We start from the raw sequence: 22,394 nt of genomic DNA, 5'->3' as shown, positions 1-22,394 counted from the left end.
AAAAACTAAAATCGGATTTTATGGCTCAAATAAAGAAGATTCTTATAGCTAACAGGGGCGAAATTGCGCTCAGAGTAATTCATACCTGTAAAGAACTTGGAATTAAAACAGTAGCAGTATATTCTCGTCCGGATGCTCATTCTCCCCATGTGCTCCATGCTGATGAATCTGTATTTATTGGAGAGGCCGCCTCCTCAGAAAGCTATCTTGTGATCGATAAGATCATAGATGCCGCAAAACAAACCGGTGCAGATGCCATTCATCCGGGCTATGGATTTCTAAGTGAAAATGCCGCATTTGCAGAACGATGCGATAAAGAAGGCATCATTTTTATAGGGCCAAAACCCAAGGCTATCAGCTTAATGGGAGATAAGACCGAAGCCCGGGAGTTGATGAGCCAGCACAATGTGCCCACACCTCCGGGCTTGAAGAGCGAACTCAAGGATATTGAAGAAGCGCGGAGGGTAGCCGATGAGATCGGGTATCCCATTTTGGTGAAGGCTGCTGCAGGCGGCGGTGGAAAAGGGATGCGTATTGTGCACAAGAAAGAAGAATTCGAAGCAAGCATAAAAGCCGCTAAGTCGGAAGCACGCAATGCCTTTGGAGATGACCGCATTTACATCGAAAAATATTTAGAAGAACCGCGTCATGTGGAATTTCAGATCATCGCTGATACTCATGGAAATACCTTTCATGTATACGATCGGGAATGCTCGGTTCAGCGTCGGCATCAAAAAGTGATCGAGGAAGCCCCATGTGCTTTACTGACCCCTGAGTTACGGGAAGAGATGTCAAAAGCAGCCATTAAAGCAGCCAAGGCTTGTGATTATATTGGGGCAGGTACCATTGAGTTTTTGGTGGATAAACATCTCAATTTTTACTTTCTGGAAATGAATACCCGTCTGCAGGTAGAGCATCCGGTAACGGAGATGATCACCGGAACAGACCTGGTTGCACTTCAGATCTTAGTAGCCGAAGGAAAAGAATTGCCTTTCAAACAAGAAGACCTTTCAATCAACGGGCATGCTATTGAATGCCGTATTTATGCGGAAGATCCTGCAGAAAACTTCTTACCCAGTACGGGATTGCTTAAGAAACACAGAGTACCGACCGGATCAGGCATTCGGGTAGATGCAGGGGTGGAAGAAGGGCAACAGATTACGATCAATTATGATCCCATGATCTCCAAGCTGAGCGTCCACGGGCCGGATCGCGAAACAGCAAGAAAAAGAATGTTGCGGGCGCTGGATGAATATGAGATCGCCGGTTGCCGAACTACGATCCCTTTCTGTGAATTTACGCTTAATCATCCTGCTTTTATAGAAGCAAAATATGATACCCACTTCGTAAAAGATCATTTCACCCCTGAAAATATGCAGCCCGAATTACCGGCTGAAGACATTGCGGTGGCTGCATCACTGCTAAAAAATATAAACCGGGAAAATGGTGAAGCATCCTATGAAATGGAAAATTCCGCAGAAACCGCATTATGGTGGAAAAACCGAAAAAGACAATAAAAATAAACAATGACAACTGATTCTACAGAGCGCAAAAAACTATTTACTAAACTTGAAAACCTGGCAACGGAGGGGAGAAATCCGGACACTTTAGAGATCGATCTGGCTTCGCCTTTGCAAATCGCACAATTGATCAATGAAGCCGACAAGAACGTAGCAGAACAAGTTGGCAAGCGAAATGATGTGATCGCTGACGTTATCGAATTGGTGGCAGATGCTTTTCAAATGGGTGGACGTTTACTGTATTTCGGAGCGGGTACAAGTGGAAGATTAGGAGTGCTGGATGCAGCAGAGTGTCCGCCTACTTTTGGAACTCCCCCCGAACAGGTAGAAGGATTTATTGCAGGAGGTAAAGACGCAATGTTTGTAGCCCAGGAAGGGGCGGAAGACTCCGAAAAAATTGGAGCTAAAGACGTTGATAAAGCCAATGCTGCTCCACCTGATGTTATATGTGGACTAGCTGCAAGCGGAAGAACGCCCTATGTGCACGGTGCTTTAAAAGAAGCCGCTAAAAGAGGATGCAAAACCATCCTCGTGACTACCGTTCCCGCAGAGCAGATAGATTTAGAGGTGGACTATTTGATCGATGTACCGGTGGGGCCGGAAGTGATCATGGGAAGTACCCGTATGAAAAGCGGTACGGCTCAGAAAATGGTATTGAATATGATCACCACCGGGGCCATGATCCGTCAGGGTAAGATCTATGAAAATGTGATGGTTGACCTGATGCTTACCAACGAAAAATTGGTGGAAAGAGCTAAGCGCATACTTATGATCTTTTCAGAAATTGATTATGAAAAAGCAGAAGAATTGCTAAAAGCTACCAACGGACATGTTAAAACCGCATTGCTCATGGCTCTTGGAAATCTATCATTAGAAGAAGCAAAAGAACATCTTAAAAAACATGATGGTTTTGTTCGAAAAGCACTTCTAAGTTTGAATTAACCATGTTGCGCACCCTCTTCAGTATCTTTGTATTTACCTACTTCTCAGTGCTGTTTCTGGTCTTTTTTGTGATCATATCGCTGGTGTTTTTGGTTACATTTCCCTTCGATCCGTACCGAAAGGCTCCAAATTTCACCCTTTCGATTATGGCGAGATGCATGATGAAAGCCAGTCCATTTTGGAAAATGCAGTTTGAGGGTGTCGACAAATTCGATCCATCCAAGCCTACCGTTTTTGTATCCAATCATCAAAGCTTTTTGGATATGGCACTGATCTATCATGTTCCCTGGAAAATGAAATGGGTGTCCAAGCGCAGTCTCACTTACATCCCGGTGATGGGCTGGCTGGTATGGCTTACGGGCCATCTTACCATCAACCGAAAAAGTAAAACTGCTCTTAAGAAACTCAATAATTTGGTAAAACCACTAAAAGACCTGGTTCCGGTTATGATATTTCCTGAAGGCACCCGCACAATGGATGGGAAGTTAAAACCGTTTAAGAACGGGCCATTCCTCTTGGCAAAAGAGCATGGTTTTGCACTACAGCCCATGGTCATTAACGGAGGATATAAGGCAATGCCACCGGGATCAAAAAAGCTAAATCCAAAAGTAAATTTCAAACTGAAGGTATTGGATGCCATCGATCCCGACTCATTTGATGATATGAAATCATTAAAAGATCACACCCGTAAGATCATGGAAGAACAGCTTAACGAATTGAGAATAACTTGATCAATAAAATCCGCGATATCTATTACGGCGAGCTTGACCACGAGCATCGGTTCATGCTGTCTTTAATATTTGCGGAGTTGATCCTAATCGGTGTTTTTAAACTGTGGCCGGTTCAGCCAAAACCTCCAAGAGCATATGTGGATACTTTTGCTGAAGAGGTAACCTATGTGGAGAATGCCATCATCACCAAACAAACCACAGCTCCTGCAGCTCCGCCAAAACCGGTCGTACCGATTCCCGTACCTAATGATAGAGTTATTGAGGAAGAGATCGACTTCCCTGATTTTGACGATATATTCACAAAATATGATGCTACCGGAGAACAAGGTACCGCTCAAACTGAAGGAGAAGGAGAGATCATTGGAAGTCCTCAGCAGCCGGCAGGGTTAGTTCGTATCGTAGAACCGACCATACCCGAAGCTGCTAAGCGCGCGAACGTAAAAGCGTTGATCGAAGTAACCTTTTTGGTCGGGACGAATGGTCAGGTCGAAGATTTCTATATTTCGGAGATTAGGGTTTACGAGGGAGAGGAATATGAAGTGGTGAACGATATTGGGTATGGCCTGATGAAGGCGGTCATGGAAGCGGCTTCGAAGTGGAAATTTACTCCGGCCAGAGATGACGGTCAACCCGTTCGCAGTTATGTTGTGAACAATTTCAGAGTTGGCTTTTGAATGTAGTGCAGCTAAAAATTTTAATTATTTACAGTGTATTCCAGGTATGTAGAAATGCCGATTTGAATAAGAAAAAGGAAGTCAAATTTCGGAGGTTTTAGGGATCGTTATTTATTTAAAAACTAACTACAAATTTCGTTGATATAGGGTTGAAATACTTCTATCTTAGGCGCCCTTCGACGGGCTGTTCATCATTATTAACGGAGAGGTGCCAGAGCGGTCGAATGGGCTCGCCTGGAAAGCGAGTGTGCCCCCTCCGGGGTACCGAGGGTTCGAATCCCTCCCTCTCCGCATTCATTTTCAAACCCATCTTTCAAACCTAATGGATGATTTTTTTGATATCAGAAAGGAGGGATGAGAAGCCTGTCCCGCTTTCTCTCCGAATGTAGAAACGAAGATTGTTTTGGTGGAACCTTTCTCTCCGTCATTTTTTGCTTTTCTATTGATTTTATTCTCATCCGCCTGCAAAATTTGATACTTTTCCTCTATGGAAAAAATTGACACTTCAAAGATTGAGAACTGGCCGGAGAAAGTGATTTTGGGATATGCCCGAATCTCGGATAGGTATTCAAAAAATGTGCTCAGTAAGCATGAGGGAATAGAGTTTTCAAATTTCCTGAATCCTAAACGGCAAGCTGAATTTCTTACAGCTCGCCATCTGTTTCGATATCTGCTCGAACAATCAGGTTTGGATCTTTCCATCATCAAACTGTCAAAACATGAAGAGGGAAAACCCTTTTTTGAGATTGAAGGGGAGCATGCTTTCGTTAGTTTTTCGCACTCTCAAAGCCATGTTTTTTGTGCGCTTTCTAAAACGATTGATATGGGGCTGGATGTAGAACAAAAAAGTCGCGTGGTAAATGAAAGAGTGCTAAAGCGAATATTGAGTGAGGAAGAACAGGCATATTTACTTCGCGAAAACCCGGTGCAACTTTGGACTATAAAAGAAGCGGCCGTAAAATGCATGGGAACGGGACTCCGAACCAATCTCAATGAGGTTCAGATTCACAAAAATAAAAAAAACCGCTTTTCCGTCAGATTTAACAATGAATATTACTTCGAAATTTGTAGTTTCAAACAACTTAATCATCAGATAGCATTAGCTTATCAAAGCCAATAAATTTGATACAATATCGCTGAAGCTCAGAGAAATCATTCCTTCGGGAATAGGGAAAGATTTCTTTGGGCTTTTTTAGCTTAAAGAACCTTAGATACAGATCAGCATTATGGATGTTCACAACCTCTCTAAAAAAGAGATTCGTCAGCAGATTGAACAAGCTCCTCATTTAAATAGCCTCGAAGAGGAAGTGCGCATGTTATTCGTGCCTAATAATCTGGACGAAAATAACCTCGGCGAAGTCTGCACAGCTTACAAAACGGTGGTCAATCAGAGTTTTAATACGGTGGTGGTTATCGAATCTTATACCGGTCATTTACAAAAGAAACTGGCCATGCCTTCTAATACTTCATTTGAAACCCGGTTTGGGAAGGTTCCGGTGAATGATTACCTCAGAAATGAGTTTTGTGATGAAGAAGACGATTTTTTTATTGCAGATGAAGGCTATAGTAAGGAGATGAGTTTGTTCACACAGCTTCCTTTTCTGCAGGCCTGTTTCGATGATTTTGAGGTAGTAAGCCTGCAAATCGGTGATTATGATCCGGCCATTGTCCGAGAGTTGGCGTTTACATTAGATGAACTGCTCCTACAAAAAAATGCATTGATCGTTTTTTGCTGCGATGTGCCTGCTTCAAGCCCTGAAGAACTTGAGAAGATCCGATCCCTGGTATTGGACAACAAGGAATCGGGATTGATGCATTACCTGAACAGCAATGAGAAAACGGTGAAAGGAGCTCGGGCATTTATGAGTGGCATTATGGTTGCCCGTTCCTGGGGATATAATGTTGAGTTTTTGGACCATATTGAAACCGCCAAGCACATTTGCGGATATGCCATAAGAAGACAACATCAAATGGTGTAGTATGAAGAAACCCCGTATTTCCATCATAGGACCTGGACGTGTGGGGACCGCCTTGCTTAAGGCTCTTTCCAATCAAAATTTTGAAGTGATTACGGTTTTTTCCCGAAGCACCTGCTCTGAAAACCTGATCAAATCTCATCCTGAAACACATTTCAAAACAGGATTGCCGAGCCACTCTAATGAATTAGGGGAGTTAATTTTTATTACGGTATCGGATGATGCCATTATTCCCGTTGCAGAAACAATAGCTGAAAACACACAAGAACTGGTCGGAAAGTTTTTGGTGCATTGTTCAGGGACGCTTACCTCAGAAGCCTTGAAACCATTGAAGGAAAACGGGGCGATGGTGGCATCATTTCATCCCATGAAAGCGGTCACCCCGAACATGCTTAGCTTTAAAGGAACATGGTTTGATATGGAGGGGGATGAAGCAGTCCTCTGTTTATTAGAGAACATAGCCGATGAACTGGAAAGCAACTCGTTTCGGGTTGACAAAGAAGCGAAACCATTTTTGCATATGTCTGCGGTTGTGGCTTCAAATTATTTAGTTGTCTTAGCGGAAATTGCTTCTGTAATTGCTCAGAAGGGGAATATTTCGGCCAAAATAGCTCTGAAAGCACTCGCTCCACTTATGGAGAACACTTTAGAAAATGTTCGGGAATTGGGAACAGAAGAAGCCTTAACAGGGCCAATTGCCAGAGGTGATGTTGAGACGGTTCGTGATCATATTGAACGACTGAAAGAGGACGAAGAATTACTCGGGCTTTACAAATCATTGGGAAGGCAAGCCCTTCTGATCCTCAAGCGGGATCAGCGTTTTTCAGAGAATCACCTTGAAATAGAAACTTTGTTGTCATGACAAAAGCTTCAACCCGGGATTTTTATAATCGTGTGTATGAGGTGGTTGCAGAGATCCCATTTGGACGGGTAACTTCGTATGGGGCAATTGCAGGATATCTGGGGGTTCGATCCGGTGCCCGAATGGTTGGATATGCGTTGAATACCTACACAGCCGAAGATCTGGGATTTGAGATACCTGCACACAGAGTGCTTAATCGACTTGGACAGTTAACCGGCCGGGCTTATTTTGAAGGAGATTCGATGCGTGAAAGACTGGAACAAGAAGGGATCGAGTTTATTGAAGAGTATACCGTAAATATGGAGAAACATTTTTGGGATCCGGCTCTTTTAAACGAAACGGATCCCAAAAACTAAAGGTGCACTTACTAATGCCAATAGTTATAATAAAGTAAATCCAATTTTAGGAAAGCGGATGATCAAAATGATGAGACTTATATTTTTACCACCTTGGATCTTGATGCTCGGCGTGGTTTCAGTACAAGCACAAACATCGATCAGGATCGGGGATGAACTTCCGGCCGGCGATAAGGAAGTTGAAGACACCTCGGGAAGAGACTGGAGCCTGATCCAAATATCGGACAGCAATGGCTTGTTGGTGATATTCAGTGGAAATACGTGTCCTTGGGTTGCAAAATGGGAGTCACGTTATAATGAAATCTCAACTATGGCGGATTTCAATAACATTGGAATGATCGTCTTAAACTCCAATGAGCGGATCAGAGGCAGGGGAGAATCTATGGGGGATATGCGACGAAGAGCACAAAAACAGGGATACAATTTTCCCTACGCTTTGGACGAAGATCATGCTATAGCGGATGCTTTTGGTGCTACCCGTACCCCTGAAGTGTTTTTGTTTGATGGAGATTTAAAGCTCGTTTATCATGGAGCCATAGATGATAATGCGGATGACGCCGGTGCTTCAAAAAAGAAATTCCTGGAAGATGCGATCAATGCTATTTCAAGTGGGAATGAGATTCTGATCAAGGAAACCTCTGTGGTAGGATGTTCCATAAAGCGAACTGAGTAATTTTGCAGAAAAACCTGTAATTTAAGGTCACGCCACAAACGTGGCTTTTTTTGTTGAAAGAAGTTTTCAAATCCTCCTATTAGATAAAATCTTTATTCACTAATGCCGACCTGGACTTTACATACAGAATTTAAATTTGATGCTGCTCACTTTATAGATGGTTATGACGGTAAATGCGGACGTATGCATGGCCATTCTTACAGAGTTAAAATGACGGCAAAATCTCACAAACTCAATCCTTCTCAGTATTTGAAATCACCGGATATGGTATGTGATTTCAAAGAGTTGAAATGGGCGGCCAAAGATTCTGAAAAGGGAGGATTCGATCATGGATTCTTGAATGAATTGATGCCGGAAAATACCACGGCAGAGCGAATAGCAGAATACATTCACAAAGAAACAAAAAGCCGTATCCCGGAAGGCATTGAACTCACGGTGACCGTTTGGGAAACTGAAACAAGCTGGGTAGAATACACCGATAAAGATGTTTAAAACTGAAAAACAGTCTGATTTAATTTCGGAACAGGATATTTGGTATGTTGAGTATCCTATCATGGAGCATTTTTATACCATTCAGGGAGAAGGTGCCCATACCGGACGCGCTTCTTATTTTATCCGAACCGCAGGTTGTGACGTCAATTGCTGGTGGTGCGATGTGAAAGAAAGTTGGGAAGAGGAAGGGCATCCTAAAATGACCGTAAGAGAATTGGTGGATGCCGCCAAAGCAAGCAAAGCTCCTTTTGTAGTAATAACCGGCGGAGAGCCTCTATTACATGATCTTTTGCCGCTCACGCTGGGGTTGAAATCAGAAGGAATGAAAGTTCATATCGAGACGAGTGGTTCTTCTCCGTTATCCGGGCAGCTCGATTGGATCACGCTTTCACCCAAAAGATTTAAGAAACCGACCGAAGAAGTTTTTGCCTATGTGGATGAGTTGAAAGTCGTGGTGCTCACCAACAAAGATCTGAAATGGGCTGAGGACAACGCCGCTAAATGTCCCGAAGGAACCCGATTGCTTCTGCAACCTGAATGGGAAACCCCTAAATCCATAGATTTAATTGTGGATTATGTGAAAGAAAATCCGGAATGGGGAATTAGCTTGCAGACGCACAAGTTTCTGAAGGTTCCATGATTTGAGCAGTCTCTGAGACTTTTCTTTAGATCCAATGTCAACACTACCAAGGATATTAAAGTCCAAATACTCGTCCGACCACTGAAAAGCTCCAATGTAGGGACTGCTTTGATATTTCCACCGAATATGTAGATTAATTAAGCAAGAAGTGGTCTGACGATTGAACTCAGCAAGCAAAAAATCTCCCAATAATTCTTTACTTGCCGAGCGGTGACTAAAAATTGACAGCTAATACATGTCGCCCCCGCGATTCGTCAGATCACTTCATAATTGTTCAAAAAACCTGCCGGTTGAAATTTTTTAGGTTGGGTAAGTATTGAAACCAATTCAGTGGCCGGACGATTTCTGGTTGTTTTCAAAAGTCCCGATCCTCGTCCGTCCACTGAAAAGCTCTGAATTTTTGCTATTGTTTTGGTATTTCCACCGAGTAGGTTGATTGATTAAGCAAGAAGTGGTCTGACGATTGAAAAAGGGCTGAACATTCGATAAGGAATTAAGAATGTAGAAGTTTATTTTGACTCTCAGAGTAAAAAGGACTTACTATTTATAAAGCCTTACTATCAAGATTCATGAATAAAAAGTGAGATAACTAAAAATAGATGTTGAGCAAAAAATCCGTAATCATCACCGGTGGCAGCAAAGGAATTGGATTGTCCATAGCTAAAGTATTTGCGAGGGAGACGGATCATCCTTTGGTGCTGATGGCCCGAAGTGAAGAGGAATTGGAAGCAGCTCGAAGCGAATGCTTAAAGGAAGGAGCTTCTAAAGTAGATATCATTACCGCAGATATAACGAATGAAAGAGAAATAGAAGCATTGGATTTTAAGTCTTTTGATCCCGGAATCCTCGTAAACAACGCCGGTTCTTTTCTATTTAAAAAATTAAAAGAAACAACGACAGACGAGTTTCGCGCTCAGTTCGAGATCAATGCGTTGGGAGCTTTTAACCTTACTAAGAAAGTCTTGCCGATTTTAAAAAAGCAGGAAAGAGGATTTATAGTAAATATTTCTTCCATGGGGGCTTTGAAGGGACTGGGCGACAGTGGGGCTTATTCCATGTCAAAGCATGCTCTTTTGGGTTATACACGTTCTCTTCGAAAAGAGCTGATGGGCACCAGTGTAGCCGTTACCGCCATCAACCTGGGGCAAACCTATTCAACTTCCTGGAAAGGAGTAGATATTGATCCTGTTAAGTTGATTGATCCTGAAGATGTTGGGAAGTTGATTATCTCAATCTCCCAACTAAGCCCAAGAAGTGCAGTAGAAGAATTGATACTCATGCCGCAGGGTGGGGAAGTATCCCCAATGTGATCCTTTTGGGGATAATGCCATCATTTTTGGAAATAAATTAACAATCCATTGATGTTATATTTTCGTATTCTCCAACGCTTGTTACAAATGAAGGACAAAATAGTTTTGTAAATATTAAAATTTTTTAATTAAGTTTATTTTGTAACACTTAGCCAACGGGTCACTCTTGTGATCGTAAAACAAACAATTAATACTAAATAAAATCTAATTTATTTTGATGCAGTTATTATCAAACTTTGCAACAGAATAAATTCGAACAGTTTAACAAACAACAAAACAAACACAACTTAGGAGATCGTCATGGGTCAACAACAATTATTACTCGTTATATTGGTAACAATCATCGTAGGTATCGCGACGGTTGTAGCTATCAACACCTTCGGTTCTGCCGCAGATTCAGCTAACGTAGATGCAGCTCGTCAAGATATAGGTCAAATTGCAGCTTCTGCTCAAGCATATTACATGAAGCCATCTATGATGGGTGGAGGAGGCAATAGCTTTGCAGGTTTAACTTTCAATGATATATCATTTCCATCGGATAGCGTTTTTAACGGTGGATTATCCGCAGCAAATGCTAATGGTACATATGTACTTTCTGGTATTTCAGCAAGTGGATCAGACGACGAATTTACAGTAACTGCAACACCAGCTTCTGCCGGTGGAACGATTGAAGGTACTGTCTCACCTGATAATCTTTCAATGGGAGATTATACCGCACCAACCAATTAAAAGTATAAGTTTATTTATTAAACCTTCCCACATTATTTGTGAGAAGGTTTTTTTATTTAAACGAACAATTTCTCTTTAACCTTGGGACAACAACAACTGGTATTAATTCTTTTAGTCACGGTAGTAGTAGCAATTGCAACAATTCTGGCAATTAATACTATGCAGGATAGCCACATTCAAGCGAATCAGGAAGCACTCCGCCAAAAAATGATGGATGCCTCAACATTAGCACAGGCTTATTTTAGAAAAAATAAAATGCTTGGTGGCGGTGGGGGAACCTATCAAAACATTACCCTGGATCATTTGAACATTGAAGCCAGTGATAGTGAATTAGGAGAGTTTTCATTGGAGCCGGGCGACAAATCATTCACACTAACAGCTGTTCCTGTTTCTGGCGGAGAGAATATAGTTGGGGTGATCTATTCTGACCGTATTGAGTTTATAAGTGCTGAGGAAAGTGAATAGTAAATAAAGAGTTAAAAAGCTGCAGCATCTTTATTCTCGTTCCGCTGCTCTGCTGCGGAATGTTCTACTGAGGCTCAGCCTCAACCTATAAAAAGCCCATACAAAAATAAATTGTAAGGAATTGCTCCCAAACGGCTCTTACTAAATAAAAGCCAAAAATTATGGGACGAAGTCGCTACAAATTTCACGAAAACTACCATCCGTATTTCCTTACAAACTCTATAGTGGGAGGTCTGCCGGTGTTTATGAATCCTAATATCACGAAGATCGTCCTGGATGCATTATGTTATTTGCAAAACGAGAATGGGGTAAAATTATATGGATATGTCATTATGCCCAATCACATGCACCTTATTGCTGAGGATGAATCATTATCAGAAAAATTACGGGCATTTAAATCATTTACCGGAAGAAGCATCATTGACTATTTATTGGAAAAGAAAAGTAAAGTTTTATTGAAGGAACTAAAGTCAAAGAAGCTCAGAAATCATCGGGATAGTGAACATCAGGTTTGGCAGGAAGGGCTGCATCCCAAACAAATATTTACTTCAAAAATGATGCGTCAAAAAATGGAATACATACATTTTAATCCTGTAAAAGCCGGTTTTGTTAAGAATCCAGTGCATTGGCGGCTTTCTTCAGCGATTAATTATGAGGGAGGCGATGGTTTAATACCCGTTATATTATTTTCGGGATGATTTCTATGGTGTTATATGTCGCTCAAGTTCAATTGGTAGGGTGAGGCAGTGCCTCAATTATGCATTCCGCAGCAGAGCGGCGGAACGAGATTTAAGAGTTAAAAAGCTGCAGCATCTTTCCAGAAGCGATCAGCTGGTTGATCAATTCAGGTATCTGACCTTTACTTTGGTTTTACCTTTTTCTTCATTTGTGTTCGCAATCAAAATACCATCTCCCGCTTTAGTAATTTGAGGAAAACCGGCATTTCTGTTTCCTGAAATTTCTTCTATGATATGATCACTGAGCTTATTACCGGTATAATCATACATTGAGATCTTTAAGGCATTCTCTTCCTGATGTTTGGTGATTCGGCTAATCCAAATTTTACCATCAACCATTTCAATATCTAATCTTCCTAACGTTGAATGTTCATCAAGTATGATCGGAGAGTCGAAATCTTTCCCGGCATTATCAGAAAGAGCCATTTTCACTTTTGGTTCCCCATCCGCTCCGGTAAACCAAGCTAAGGCAATCTTGTTACCATCAGTGGCTATAGCTGGTCCATTAACAGGGCAGGCCGCAATTTCCCATTTATCTGAATGTACTTTTTGAGGTTCGGAAACAATGCCGTTTTTGACCGTTACCGTATAAATATCACGAATTTCATTCTCTGTTCGGTTTCTGTAAGCAACTATAATTCCTTTTTCTGTTTTTGCAACCGTTGTATTGCAACAGTCACAAACTGAGTCATCCAGCAGGTATTTCTCTAAGACCTGCCCGGATTTACTGATCAATGCTCCCCGTAAAGTCATGGCTTTTTGGAGATCTCCGTATTCGTCATCAGAGCGGTTTTCGGTATTTCTTCCATCCAGCCACGTGGCAAAGTAGGCGGAATCGGAGGTGGGAATCATACTTAAAAAGCCGTGCTCTGTGGGTGTACCGTCTTTGTGTGGCGTAAACGGTTCACCCCAGCTTCCATCAAAAACAGACATATTTATTTCATAAGCATAAGTGTCGCCTGCCAACTTATTCAGCCAATGTGCGGCCATGGGGTTTCCATCTTGAGCGATGATGGAAGGGAAATCAGCCCAGTTAATGAACCATCCAGAATCGGCTGCAATCACTTGCGGTTCACTCCAGTTCCCATTTTTAAATGAGGCATACTTTAGGGAGGATAATTTATCATTTTGCTCCAGCCAACTCATGAAAACAGTTCCGGTATTGTCAGTAAACAATCGAGGATACATGCTGTTTTCTCCGGCTGGAGATGCGATTTCTTTGATGTTCGTTTTCTCATTTAAGCTACAAGATGAAAGGAAGGCAAGTAGTAAGAGATTAATCAGTGAAATGAATTTCATGTGTTATAACAATTCAAGATTGAGACTTTCTGCTGAATGTATATAAATCTTTTTTGTTTATGAAGGAATGGTGAGTTGGAAATAGTTTACTGCCGGTTTCAATCGTCGGACCACTTCTTGGTTAGATAATCAAAATAAGAGGTGGAAATATCAAAATGGTTTTGAATTTCAGGGCTATTCAGTGTTCAGACGAGCACGAGCCGGTAGGTTGAGGCGGAGCCTCAATGAGGCATTCCGAAGCAGAGCAGCGGAACGAGGTGTAATTTACTAATTTAACTGAAGATGCAAAGACTAGAGTAATTCAGGTGGTAAAAAGCAGTTTTCAATTTTTGTTTTCATCAACAGATTCTTGCCGAGAATATGCTAAATAAGCAAGATAAACGGCCGAAATGTGTAACCCTATTACTATAAAAAAATAATACATGGGTTCTGAATTCCAGGAATTGCTCATCTCGAAACCTCTCCAGAAAAGAATCATCCCTCCAAAAATAAATGCATATCTCTTAGAGTCGGTTTTCAAGATGGTAAGTACCAGCATGGAAGTTAGCCAGGTACTAGTGATCACGGAGGCGAAGATCACATACATCCATATATCCGCAGGAAGATGAGATACGCCATAAAAACTAAATTCTATACGATGATAAAAGGTGATGATCAGCCGGGCAAATCCTTCAAAAAAAAGAATCCCAAAAAATCCTGAGATAAGGGTGACGATGGCCTTCATGAAACGTATTTTTCTTTCATTTTGTAGAAATGCTAAACTATCAACAAATAACTTAAGAACATAAAATTTTATGCCGGAAGGACCCGAAATCTGGAGAGCCGCTGATCAGATCAGTAACACCATTGCAAACAAGGAAATTACGAATCTGTACTTCGCTTTTGATAAGTTGAAGAAGTTTGAAGAAGAATTGACCGGACAAAAAGTGACCTCTGTTACTCCCCGTGGAAAAGCCATTATTACGTCCTTTGATAGTGGGCTGAATTTATACTCACATAACCAGCTATACGGAAAATGGATCATGAGCGAGAATGGAGATGAGCCCGATACCAATCGCTCGCTCAGGGTGGCTATTCATACCAAGGAGGGAGCTGCTTTTCTTTATTCGGCCTCAGAAATTGAGATGCTTAAAAGTGAGGAGGTTGAATCCCATGATTACATTAAGAAATTAGGTCCCGATGTAGTTCACCCTGATACGAGCTATGAAGAAATGCTTGAACGTTATCAGGATGAGAATTTCAGGAATCGAAAACTTGCTACACTACTTTTAGATCAGGGGTTTCTGAGTGGTGTTGGAAATTATTTACGCAGTGAGATTTTGTTCTGCGCCAAAGTGGATCCGGATTTCAGGCCCAGAGATTGTTCCGACCAACAGATTGAAGATCTTGCTCATTATTCGCTGGAGCTTTCACGTCGTTCTTACAAAACAAAAGGAATTGTGGTTGAACCGGAATTGGTGGAAGCGTTGAAAAGGGAGGGAGCATCCCGAAAAGATTACCGGTTCTATGCCTATAACCGAACTGGAAAACCGTGCTATAAATGCGGTCAGGAGATTCAGGAAATAAAAAAAGGCGGACGTAAAATCTACTTCTGCCAACAACGACAGAAAGGATAGTTTAAATGTGATGTGACCTTCAAAAAGCATATTTCTTTAAGAGTATCGGTCTGCCGGTTCTGAGCCGTCTGACCGATAGGTGGGTCCGAGTAACGTAGCCTTAGCGATCCATCAAACGGTAATCGGTCAGATGGAGATCTGGGCAGAGTTGAGAAGGGAAAATCGCCATCCGTAATTCGGTCGTTCGATCTATCCCAAATTAAAACAAAAATTCGTGACCATTCGCTCAATCCGCTTAATCAGCGTTCTATTCAGATGTTTTATAGGAATTCACAGCTTTATTCATCGTTTCGCATCCGATCAGCAGAATGTGGTTTTAAAAGCAGACACAAAAGGCATAATTTTTCAAAGAATTGGATGAACTTTTGGGGTAGTTCTTTGTATGTTTGGTGTTCCCTAAAAACCAATTTTAAGTCATGAAAAAATCTCTATTTCTTATACTTTTTGCTACCATTTCAACTCTTTCTTTTGCACAGAATTCTGAAGTAGTTCGGCTGTCTGAACCCGTACAAGTGACTGAATCTCATGAGGTTTTTGGGGCAGAGGTTTCCGAATGGGACGAAAGTGAAAGCTTGGTTGAACTGGTAAATGAATCAGAAAAATATTCCGGGAAAGAAATCACGTTAACAACCGAAGTAGCAGAAGTTTGCCAAAAGAAGGGCTGCTTTTTTGTGGCGAATGAAGACGGCTATTCGGCTCGAATTACTTTTAAAGATTATGGTTTTTTCATTCCCACCGATGCCTTAGGTAAAACGGTGACCCTGGTTGGAACTTTTGAGGTGAAAGAACTCACAGAAGATCAGGCCAAGCATTACGCAAAAGATGCCGGCAAAGATCCTGAAAGTGTAAAAGGCCCTCAAAAGGAATATTCCATAGTAGCTACTTCTGTTAAAGTGCCGAAGTCATAAAACTGAATTTCAAGTCTATACAGGCCTGTCAGGTTTTTAAAATCTGCCAGGTCTTTCCATTCAATCAAATTTATTAATCTAAAAACCATTATTCATGCCAGAGAACGATTATTTAAAAGCAGAAGCAACGGTTCATTCTACCAAACAACTGATGGAATCTCCGGAAGTGGAAGCCATCGCTAAAAAGGTTATAGAGAAGCATAAAATGGAATTTGGTCCTGCTGAAATCGGATATTTTTTAGTGTATCCGAATCTGTCTAAGCAGCGTGCAGCGAAATGCATGAAAGCCAGCCGCGAAGTAAAGCATTATTCCGGTAACGATTATTTGATCGAAATTTCCGGTGAATTATGGGATATGCTGGATAATGATACTAAGGAGATGATGCTCTATCACGAGCTACTACATGTGGATCCGACGTTTAAATCCAAAACGCAAGAGTGGAAAATGACCATCCGCAAACCTGATTTTGCTGATTTCTACACCATCAACGATAAGTTTGGAAACGAGTGGTATAAAACCATTCAGGCCACGGCTTCTTCTTTGTATGATTTAGATCCCAAGCAGGAGAGTAAGGTGAAATTGTAGTTAAAAATAGCAAGGTGTTAGGTGCAAGGTTCAAGTTATTTCTTTAGAAGGGACTGAAGCATTTTTTGAACTTCTTCATTTAAAGAAAATGCAGTTTTGAGAATGGACTCATTCAAAATACCGTTCTTTTCAAGTAGCAATAGCTGCGTTTCTAATTCAAAGCTTGAGCCAAGTGAAATTTGAAGAAATCGTTTGAAGTCTTTGCGACTATTTCTACTACTGCCTTCGGCAATATTTGAAGGGATTGATATTGAGGATCGAACTATTTGATCTCGATAGGTATATTTTTCTTCATTAGGTAACTTTTGAACAATTTTGGTTGTTTGCCCTGCAAGTTCCATACTTCGCTGCCAAACAATAAGATTTTTGAAATTTTTCATGTTGGTAGATATTATCAAGATTAACTTTGCTTAGTTAGAGCAATGAAATCTTTGATCCTTACAAAAAAAAATCAAAACGTTGAACATAAATCTTGCGCCTTGAGCCTAACCTCTTGTAACTAAGCTACTTCATATCCTTCCTTTTCCAGGATTTTTTTGATGCGCTCTACGTGGTCTCCCTGGATCTCGATGGTTTTGCCTTTGATGGTTCCACCGGTTCCTAACTGGGTTTTGAGTTTTTTCTCCAGCTTTTCAATTACTTGTGGATTGTGGGTGATGCCCCGGATGACGGATACTTGTTTTCCTTTTCTTCCGGCTGTTTCCATATTTACAGTTACTTTCATGTGGTATGCTAAACTTTTACTTTTTTCCAATTTCCGCGTCGGAACAATATAAGGCCTATAATTCCCAATAGTGATTCCGCAATCACAATAGCGTAAAACACTCCGGATTCATTCCACTGAAGTGTGATAGCGAGAAAGTAGGCAAGCGGAATTTCGATGATCCAGAAGCAGATTAAATTGATGAAGGTCGGAGTTTTCGTATCGCCTGCGCCGTTGAACGCTTGGATCATCACCATGCCGAAAGCATAAAACAGGTATCCATAGCTCATGATGCGTAAGCTGTTTCCTCCGATCTCAATGATGGCAAGATCGTTCGTGAAAAGACTGACAAGACTTTCCGCAAAAATGAAAAAGCAGACTCCGATCATCCCCAAAAATGCCATGTTGATAAAAGCTGAAATCCAGGTTGATTTCTCGGCGCGTTCGGGTTGATTGGCACCCAGATTTTGTCCTACAAGCGTGGCCGCAGCGTTACTCATTCCCCATGAAGGGAGGATAGAGAAAATAAGAATCCGGATCGCGATGGTATATCCGGCAAGGGCAACACTTCCAAATTCTGCGATGATTCGAACCAAGCCGATCCAACTGGCGGTGGCAATTAAAAATTGCCCGATGCCACCCAATGAAACACGCACCAAGCGCTTTAGTACATCCAATTCCAATACAAAATGATCTTTGGTGAGTTGGATACGTCCATTTCCATAAAACAACCGGTAGAATTGATAAGTCACTCCAACACCTCGACCAATGGTAGTGGCCACAGCAGCTCCGGCAATACCCATTTCAGGAAACGGTCCGTAGCCAAAGATGAGTAGCGGGTCGAGGACTATGTTGATTCCATTGGCGATCCACAGAGCACGCATGGCGATGGCAGCGTCACCGGCTCCACGGAAGATGGCGTTGATCACAAATAAGAACATGATCACCAGGTTTCCGCCAAGCATAATAGCCGTGTATATGAAAAGGTTGTCGATGATATTTGCATTGGCGCCCATTAACAGCAGGATGTCTTTCGCAAAAAAGATCCCTGTAACAGAAACGGGAAGAGCGACAATCACACAAACGAGAATGGCTTGAAAAGCTGAACGGGCGGCTTCTTCTTTATCTTTTTCACCGATTCTGCGTGAGATAATCGCCGTGGTAGCCATGCTAAATCCAATGCCAATGGCATACACAATGGTAAGGACTGATTCAGTAATTCCAACCGCCGCAACGGCATCAGCGCCCAACTTGGATACAAAGAAGATATCGACCACCGCAAAAACGGATTCCATCATCATTTCCAGCACCATTGGAATGGAGAGAATAATAATGGCCCGGGTGATACTGCCCGTAGTGAAATCGAGTTCAGTGCCAGCCAGCGAGGCTTTTATGTCATTCCAAAGAGTAGAGGAATGGGGAGAAACTGACTGGTTTTTCGACATACATTAATGTGGGCGAGGGGACAGGAAGTGCGATCCATGTACGTGGATATTTTGCATCTTCCAGGCCAGTTTTTCGATTAAGGAAGAAGGTGCCTTAAAAAGAACCACGGCATCAGCAGTACGGGTGATGGTACGGTCGAGCTGATCCTGATCTTTGAATTCCAAAACAACCGGAGCTTTAACATCTTTGATCTTACGCAAAAAATATTTCTCCTGCGGAGTGGCATATTTCACAACAGAAGATGTAAACCCGGTATAAACGCCGTTCAGTTGCTCGGCATTTCGGAAAATTACGAGAGGTGCTTTTTCATCTATACTTTGAATGCATTCATCCAGATTGGCGTAGCTTTCTTCTTCGTAAGGGGTGATCACATCAGCTAAATCGATCTCAGTAGCTTCTCCGATAATTTCCCGCTTAAGCTCATCAATGGCCTCATTACGGTTTGTGGAGAAAGCACCGGCAAATACAATCAGCATGTGTTCAGAGCCATCCAAAGCCCGGAATTTCTTTAAAAAATCTTTGTGCTTGGGACTGTTGTACTCAAATGTATTTTCTGCGTTCATAGCTAATTTTGATCACGTTTTGGATGAGCCGTAAAGGTATGATTTAAAGGGATTGTAAGAAAGGGATAATATAAAAAAAGCCTGCCGGGAGGGGCAGGCTTTTTAGGTGATCTGATTAGAAATCAATTTCCGTTCACTTTGGCACGTGTACCTTTTATGGTTTTGGTAGTAACAGCCCCGGAGGGAGAAGTAACTGTTATGGTAAAACTGCCATCCGTTGTTTGGGCTTCATCCGGATCCGCATCAGAAATACTAACTGAAAATTCCGTACTTCCGGGACCTGCTTGGAAATAATCTCCCAGTTGAAGACTTACAATGTCTCCACTTGCATTAAGTCCGGTACCGGTATTGATTTCAATTTGTGTATTAGCAGCCATTGGATAGCCATTAAGGTCGGTAATTGTTACGTCAAAGTTTTGGCTGCCACCGTTAGAAACATTCATCACATCCGGTTCCACAGATATCACTGCCTGGGGGGTGGTAAGCAGCATACTGAATGTTTCGTAAATGTAATTATTGTCTTTATCTACGGTTTGAGCAGTGACATCTATAAAACCTATACCATTGGGATGATCTTGAGGAGAGCTTCCATTGGCAGAAAGATTTACTGTAGCGAATCCATTCTCATTAGTGGTGGCACTTCCATTTACTAATCCTCCATATTTTGAGGAGAAATAAACCGCTGTTCCTTGTTTAACAGGATTTCCTTTAAGATCTCCTACACTTGCTGTGATATTGTTTTTGTGATCTTCATCTATCAATCCATATGCATCAAAATTGTAGACATTTGGACCGACATTAAAATTAGCCGGATGCGGAAAGCCACTGCTGATTGAAACTATAACCGGGGTAGAGCGGATCGTAACTCCAATATCTTCACGCTCAATTACTGCTTGCATTCTAACTGTTCCGGAAGAGTCTCCACTAACAAGATTTGAAGTTACCAATCCATCATTGTCTGTCTTGCCAATTTCCGGGGTAATGTATTCACCTCCGCCCGGTCCGCGTATGATCTCAAACATCACTTCATAATCTCGGTCAACGGTTCTGCCTGCGGAATCCTGCACTTCAAAAGTGAATGTAGTACTGGTGATTCCACCCGTTTCTGCTACATTGATTGCAGGACTGGTTACATTTGTTAACTGAATCTGAGCAGGTCCTCCGGATTCTCCGCCAACTTCGTTGCCATTGTCATCTGAACCCTGGTCGTCATCGGAGCCTTCTTCTTCGAGTTCAAAATTAAAACCTGTGATGTTATCGCCGGGGGCAATTTTAACAGTTCTTACAGCATCAACGTAACCCGTAGCAGATGCCGATAGAGTAAAGTCTGTGACTTCTGAAATGTCGATATCCCCAAGATTATAGTTACCATTTTCATCGGTTCTGGTAAAAACATTATTGAATTCGGCCGGAGTTGTTATCAGGACAGTGGCTCCTGAGAGTGCGTCCCCTGTTTGTGTGTCCGACACATTACCTTGTATCACAACAAAGTCATCTTCTGTAGTACAGCCGAACACAATGATCGCTGAGATTATTAGAACTGAAAACGTAAATATCCTTTTCATAGCATTTTCTATTTATGAGTGGTAACCCGTTACGATGTTACAAAAAATATTGGTAGATGATCTTTACAGACCCTTAGAAAGTAAAAGAAGAATTTAAATATTAAAAAAGCTTAATGATTTTAATCTTCATTATTCAAATCCGGCTCCGGCACATGCCGCCATACAATATAAGCCATAATGAGAATGGTGAACATCCCGATGATGGTATTACTAACATATCCGCTTTGAACGTAAAATGGTCCGGCAACAGCACCGCCTAGTCCATATCCTACTTGTCCAATGGCAACCAGTAAACTCATCAGTGAACCCCGATTATCTGACTTGATCAACTCCGTTGAAAGAGCTTGAAAAGGGCTTATCCGCATCGCGATCAAAACCATCACCAAAAAGAAAAGTATATATGAAAACCAGAATTCTGTGACCACAAAAGTTGTAGATACCATCACAATGGATAAGCCCAAACAGGAAATGATGATGATCTTTCTTCTGCCGATCCTGTCAGAGATCTTGCCGGCAACGGGGCCGGTGATTACATTGGCAATTCCTCCCACAAAAAACAACGAGGCAATGGCTTTCCCGCTTACATTGAAGGTGTTTTCTAACCAGGTTGGGAGATATACCACATAAATAGAGATACTAAGAAACATAGCCACATAGGCAATAGCAACGGCCCTAACTTCACTCCTTAGTAATAATTTGTAGTATTTCTCAAGGGAGCCCTTCAGAGTTACTCTGTCCTTAGAAAGTTCTACATTGGGTTGCGGAACTTTCAGAAAAATAAGGATAAAGGTTAAAGCCATAATAACCCCGAATATCAAAAAAGGAACCCGGAACCCAAACAGATCGGCAAGGTAAGTTCCAATAGGTATCCCTAATATTTGTCCCATGGCAATGCCGCTCATGATCCAGCCATTGGCCCATCCACGTTTTTCATATGGGAAGTAATCGCCTACATATGATACTGCTGCTCCACTTAGCACGCCTCCGGCCATTCCTGCAAATGCACGAACGGTCAATAATTCCCAAAACGAGTCTACAAAATAGTGGAGAAAAAGGAATAGGGAAATGAAACCGGTACCTATAAGAAGAATTTTCCTGCGACCGATCTTATCGGATAAAGGTCCCATGATGATGGCAAAAAAACCAACCATGATCGCATATACGGTAACGAGGTTTCCTAATATCTCTACGGGGGTTCCGAGTTGCTCACTGATGCGGGGGAGGATGGGAGATATGATCATTACCTGACTGCTGGCAGCAAAAAGCAGCATCCATAACGAAAAGATGATAATGTAAGGGTTACCGTCCTGAGGTTTTGTCATCAAATAAATTTTTAACGAAGATATAGGGGCTGAAGTTAAAAAACCGTAAATAATTTATTCCGGTCGCTGTGGGATTTGAGACGTTTACAAGAACAAAATCTTTTTTAAAATCCTCGGATATTTATTCTTACTTCTGACAAAAAATTAGTTTATTGTAACATTTGACTGATTAAATTATCCTGAGTTTGCAGTAGAAAAAGAAAGATGTAAAATTTCAATTGATACATCCTCTTTATAATTAGTTAAATTAGTCAAAAGACCCTTAACAGAGTTTCTCAG

At 41.7% G+C, this 22,394-nt stretch carries 26 protein-coding genes and 1 tRNA gene; 19 read left to right on the top strand and 8 right to left on the bottom strand.

Going from position 1 to position 22,394, the window contains the following annotated elements; translation table 11 throughout:
• The first annotated feature begins 20 nt into the window (after positions 1 to 20).
• The 16 genes from accC (at position 21) to B151_RS0107695 (ending at position 12,068) form a co-directional block, all read left to right on the top strand.
• Entirely contained in the window at positions 21 to 1,517 is a 1,497-nt protein-coding gene (accC, locus tag B151_RS0107780; protein WP_020403055.1) for an acetyl-CoA carboxylase biotin carboxylase subunit, read from the top strand.
• Positions 1,518 to 1,526: 9 nt separating this feature from the next.
• Complete coding sequence (gene murQ / locus B151_RS0107775; RefSeq protein WP_020403054.1) at positions 1,527 to 2,462, top strand: N-acetylmuramic acid 6-phosphate etherase; 936 nt, start codon at positions 1,527 to 1,529, stop codon at positions 2,460 to 2,462.
• A gap of 2 nt (positions 2,463 to 2,464) precedes the next feature.
• Complete coding sequence (locus tag B151_RS0107770; RefSeq protein WP_020403053.1) at positions 2,465 to 3,193, top strand: lysophospholipid acyltransferase family protein; 729 nt, start codon at positions 2,465 to 2,467, stop codon at positions 3,191 to 3,193.
• Entirely contained in the window at positions 3,190 to 3,867 is a 678-nt protein-coding gene (locus tag B151_RS0107765; protein ID WP_020403052.1) for an energy transducer TonB, read from the top strand. The genes B151_RS0107770 and B151_RS0107765 overlap by 4 nt, the downstream gene beginning before the upstream one ends.
• Before the next feature lie 202 nt (positions 3,868 to 4,069).
• Positions 4,070 to 4,158 (top strand) — tRNA-Ser (locus tag B151_RS0107760).
• A 196-nt stretch (positions 4,159 to 4,354) separates the two neighbouring features.
• On the top strand, positions 4,355 to 4,987 hold the full coding sequence (locus tag B151_RS0107750) for a 4'-phosphopantetheinyl transferase family protein (RefSeq protein WP_020403050.1): 633 nt from the start codon (positions 4,355 to 4,357) through the stop codon (positions 4,985 to 4,987).
• 106 nt (positions 4,988 to 5,093) lie between these two features.
• Entirely contained in the window at positions 5,094 to 5,846 is a 753-nt protein-coding gene (gene amrB, locus B151_RS0107745) for an AmmeMemoRadiSam system protein B (protein WP_020403049.1), read from the top strand.
• 1 nt (position 5,847) lies between these two features.
• The gene (locus B151_RS0107740; protein ID WP_020403048.1) at positions 5,848 to 6,705 is read left to right on the top strand and encodes a Rossmann-like and DUF2520 domain-containing protein; all 858 of its coding nucleotides are present in this window, start codon (positions 5,848 to 5,850) and stop codon (positions 6,703 to 6,705) included.
• A complete protein-coding gene (locus tag B151_RS0107735) occupies positions 6,702 to 7,061 on the top strand; it encodes an MGMT family protein (RefSeq protein WP_020403047.1) in 360 nt (119 codons plus the stop codon). The genes B151_RS0107740 and B151_RS0107735 overlap by 4 nt, the downstream gene beginning before the upstream one ends.
• Positions 7,062 to 7,128: 67 nt before the next feature.
• Complete coding sequence (locus B151_RS0107730; protein WP_026166557.1) at positions 7,129 to 7,734, top strand: redoxin domain-containing protein; 606 nt, start codon at positions 7,129 to 7,131, stop codon at positions 7,732 to 7,734.
• A 102-nt stretch (positions 7,735 to 7,836) separates the two neighbouring features.
• Complete coding sequence (locus tag B151_RS0107725) at positions 7,837 to 8,226, top strand: 6-pyruvoyl trahydropterin synthase family protein (protein ID WP_020403045.1); 390 nt, start codon at positions 7,837 to 7,839, stop codon at positions 8,224 to 8,226.
• Positions 8,219 to 8,866 carry a 7-carboxy-7-deazaguanine synthase QueE gene (locus B151_RS0107720; protein WP_020403044.1) on the top strand — a complete coding sequence of 216 codons (648 nt, stop codon included), beginning with the start codon at positions 8,219 to 8,221 and terminating at the stop codon, positions 8,864 to 8,866. Before B151_RS0107725 ends, B151_RS0107720 begins: the two co-directional genes overlap by 8 nt.
• A 599-nt stretch (positions 8,867 to 9,465) precedes the next feature.
• Positions 9,466 to 10,176: an SDR family NAD(P)-dependent oxidoreductase gene (locus B151_RS0107710; RefSeq protein ID WP_020403042.1), complete on the top strand. Its 711-nt coding sequence runs from the start codon at positions 9,466 to 9,468 to the stop codon at positions 10,174 to 10,176.
• 300 nt (positions 10,177 to 10,476) lie between these two features.
• A complete protein-coding gene (locus B151_RS19480) occupies positions 10,477 to 10,905 on the top strand; it encodes a hypothetical protein (RefSeq protein WP_020403041.1) in 429 nt (142 codons plus the stop codon).
• 81 nt (positions 10,906 to 10,986) lie between these two features.
• A complete protein-coding gene (locus B151_RS19475) occupies positions 10,987 to 11,370 on the top strand; it encodes a hypothetical protein (protein ID WP_051069725.1) in 384 nt (127 codons plus the stop codon).
• A gap of 161 nt (positions 11,371 to 11,531) precedes the next feature.
• Entirely contained in the window at positions 11,532 to 12,068 is a 537-nt protein-coding gene (locus tag B151_RS0107695) for an REP-associated tyrosine transposase (protein ID WP_020403039.1), read from the top strand.
• A 141-nt stretch (positions 12,069 to 12,209) separates the two neighbouring features.
• Here B151_RS0107695 and B151_RS18220 read toward each other — a convergent pair whose 3' ends face one another.
• Positions 12,210 to 13,406, bottom strand: a complete 1,197-nt coding sequence (locus B151_RS18220) for a hypothetical protein (RefSeq protein WP_020403038.1) — start codon at positions 13,404 to 13,406, stop codon at positions 12,210 to 12,212.
• A 322-nt stretch (positions 13,407 to 13,728) separates the two neighbouring features.
• Positions 13,729 to 14,130 (bottom strand): hypothetical protein, encoded by a 402-nt coding sequence (locus tag B151_RS0107685; protein ID WP_020403037.1) that lies wholly within the window; start codon positions 14,128 to 14,130, stop codon positions 13,729 to 13,731.
• A gap of 70 nt (positions 14,131 to 14,200) precedes the next feature.
• Here B151_RS0107685 and nei point away from each other — a divergent pair, with 70 nt between their 5' ends.
• The 3 genes from nei (at position 14,201) to B151_RS0107670 (ending at position 16,516) form a co-directional block, all read left to right on the top strand.
• Positions 14,201 to 15,022 (top strand): endonuclease VIII, encoded by an 822-nt coding sequence (gene nei, locus B151_RS0107680; protein WP_020403036.1) that lies wholly within the window; start codon positions 14,201 to 14,203, stop codon positions 15,020 to 15,022.
• A 416-nt stretch (positions 15,023 to 15,438) separates the two neighbouring features.
• Complete coding sequence (locus B151_RS0107675) at positions 15,439 to 15,930, top strand: DUF4920 domain-containing protein (RefSeq protein WP_020403035.1); 492 nt, start codon at positions 15,439 to 15,441, stop codon at positions 15,928 to 15,930.
• A gap of 94 nt (positions 15,931 to 16,024) precedes the next feature.
• The gene (locus B151_RS0107670) at positions 16,025 to 16,516 is read left to right on the top strand and encodes a putative metallopeptidase (RefSeq protein ID WP_020403034.1); all 492 of its coding nucleotides are present in this window, start codon (positions 16,025 to 16,027) and stop codon (positions 16,514 to 16,516) included.
• A 35-nt stretch (positions 16,517 to 16,551) separates the two neighbouring features.
• Here B151_RS0107670 and B151_RS0107665 read toward each other — a convergent pair whose 3' ends face one another.
• The 6 genes from B151_RS0107665 to B151_RS0107640 all read right to left on the bottom strand — a co-directional run bounded on the left by B151_RS0107665 (position 16,552) and on the right by B151_RS0107640 (position 22,115).
• A complete protein-coding gene (locus B151_RS0107665) occupies positions 16,552 to 16,896 on the bottom strand; it encodes a four helix bundle protein (protein WP_020403033.1) in 345 nt (114 codons plus the stop codon).
• 119 nt (positions 16,897 to 17,015) lie between these two features.
• The gene (locus B151_RS0107660) at positions 17,016 to 17,240 is read right to left on the bottom strand and encodes a translation initiation factor (protein WP_020403032.1); all 225 of its coding nucleotides are present in this window, start codon (positions 17,238 to 17,240) and stop codon (positions 17,016 to 17,018) included.
• Between the two features lie 8 nt (positions 17,241 to 17,248).
• Positions 17,249 to 18,664, bottom strand: a complete 1,416-nt coding sequence (locus B151_RS0107655; RefSeq protein WP_020403031.1) for an MATE family efflux transporter — start codon at positions 18,662 to 18,664, stop codon at positions 17,249 to 17,251.
• A gap of 3 nt (positions 18,665 to 18,667) precedes the next feature.
• A complete protein-coding gene (locus B151_RS0107650) occupies positions 18,668 to 19,228 on the bottom strand; it encodes a hypothetical protein (RefSeq protein ID WP_020403030.1) in 561 nt (186 codons plus the stop codon).
• A gap of 122 nt (positions 19,229 to 19,350) precedes the next feature.
• A complete protein-coding gene (locus B151_RS0107645) occupies positions 19,351 to 20,793 on the bottom strand; it encodes a carboxypeptidase regulatory-like domain-containing protein (protein ID WP_026166555.1) in 1,443 nt (480 codons plus the stop codon).
• A gap of 119 nt (positions 20,794 to 20,912) precedes the next feature.
• Positions 20,913 to 22,115 (bottom strand): MFS transporter, encoded by a 1,203-nt coding sequence (locus tag B151_RS0107640; RefSeq protein WP_020403028.1) that lies wholly within the window; start codon positions 22,113 to 22,115, stop codon positions 20,913 to 20,915.
• Positions 22,116 to 22,394 lie beyond the last annotated feature (279 nt).

This window comes from Gracilimonas tropica DSM 19535 (genome assembly GCF_000375425.1).
Taxonomy (GTDB): domain Bacteria; phylum Bacteroidota; class Rhodothermia; order Balneolales; family Balneolaceae; genus Gracilimonas; species Gracilimonas tropica.
This window is presented reverse-complemented; position numbering and strand designations above follow the sequence as displayed.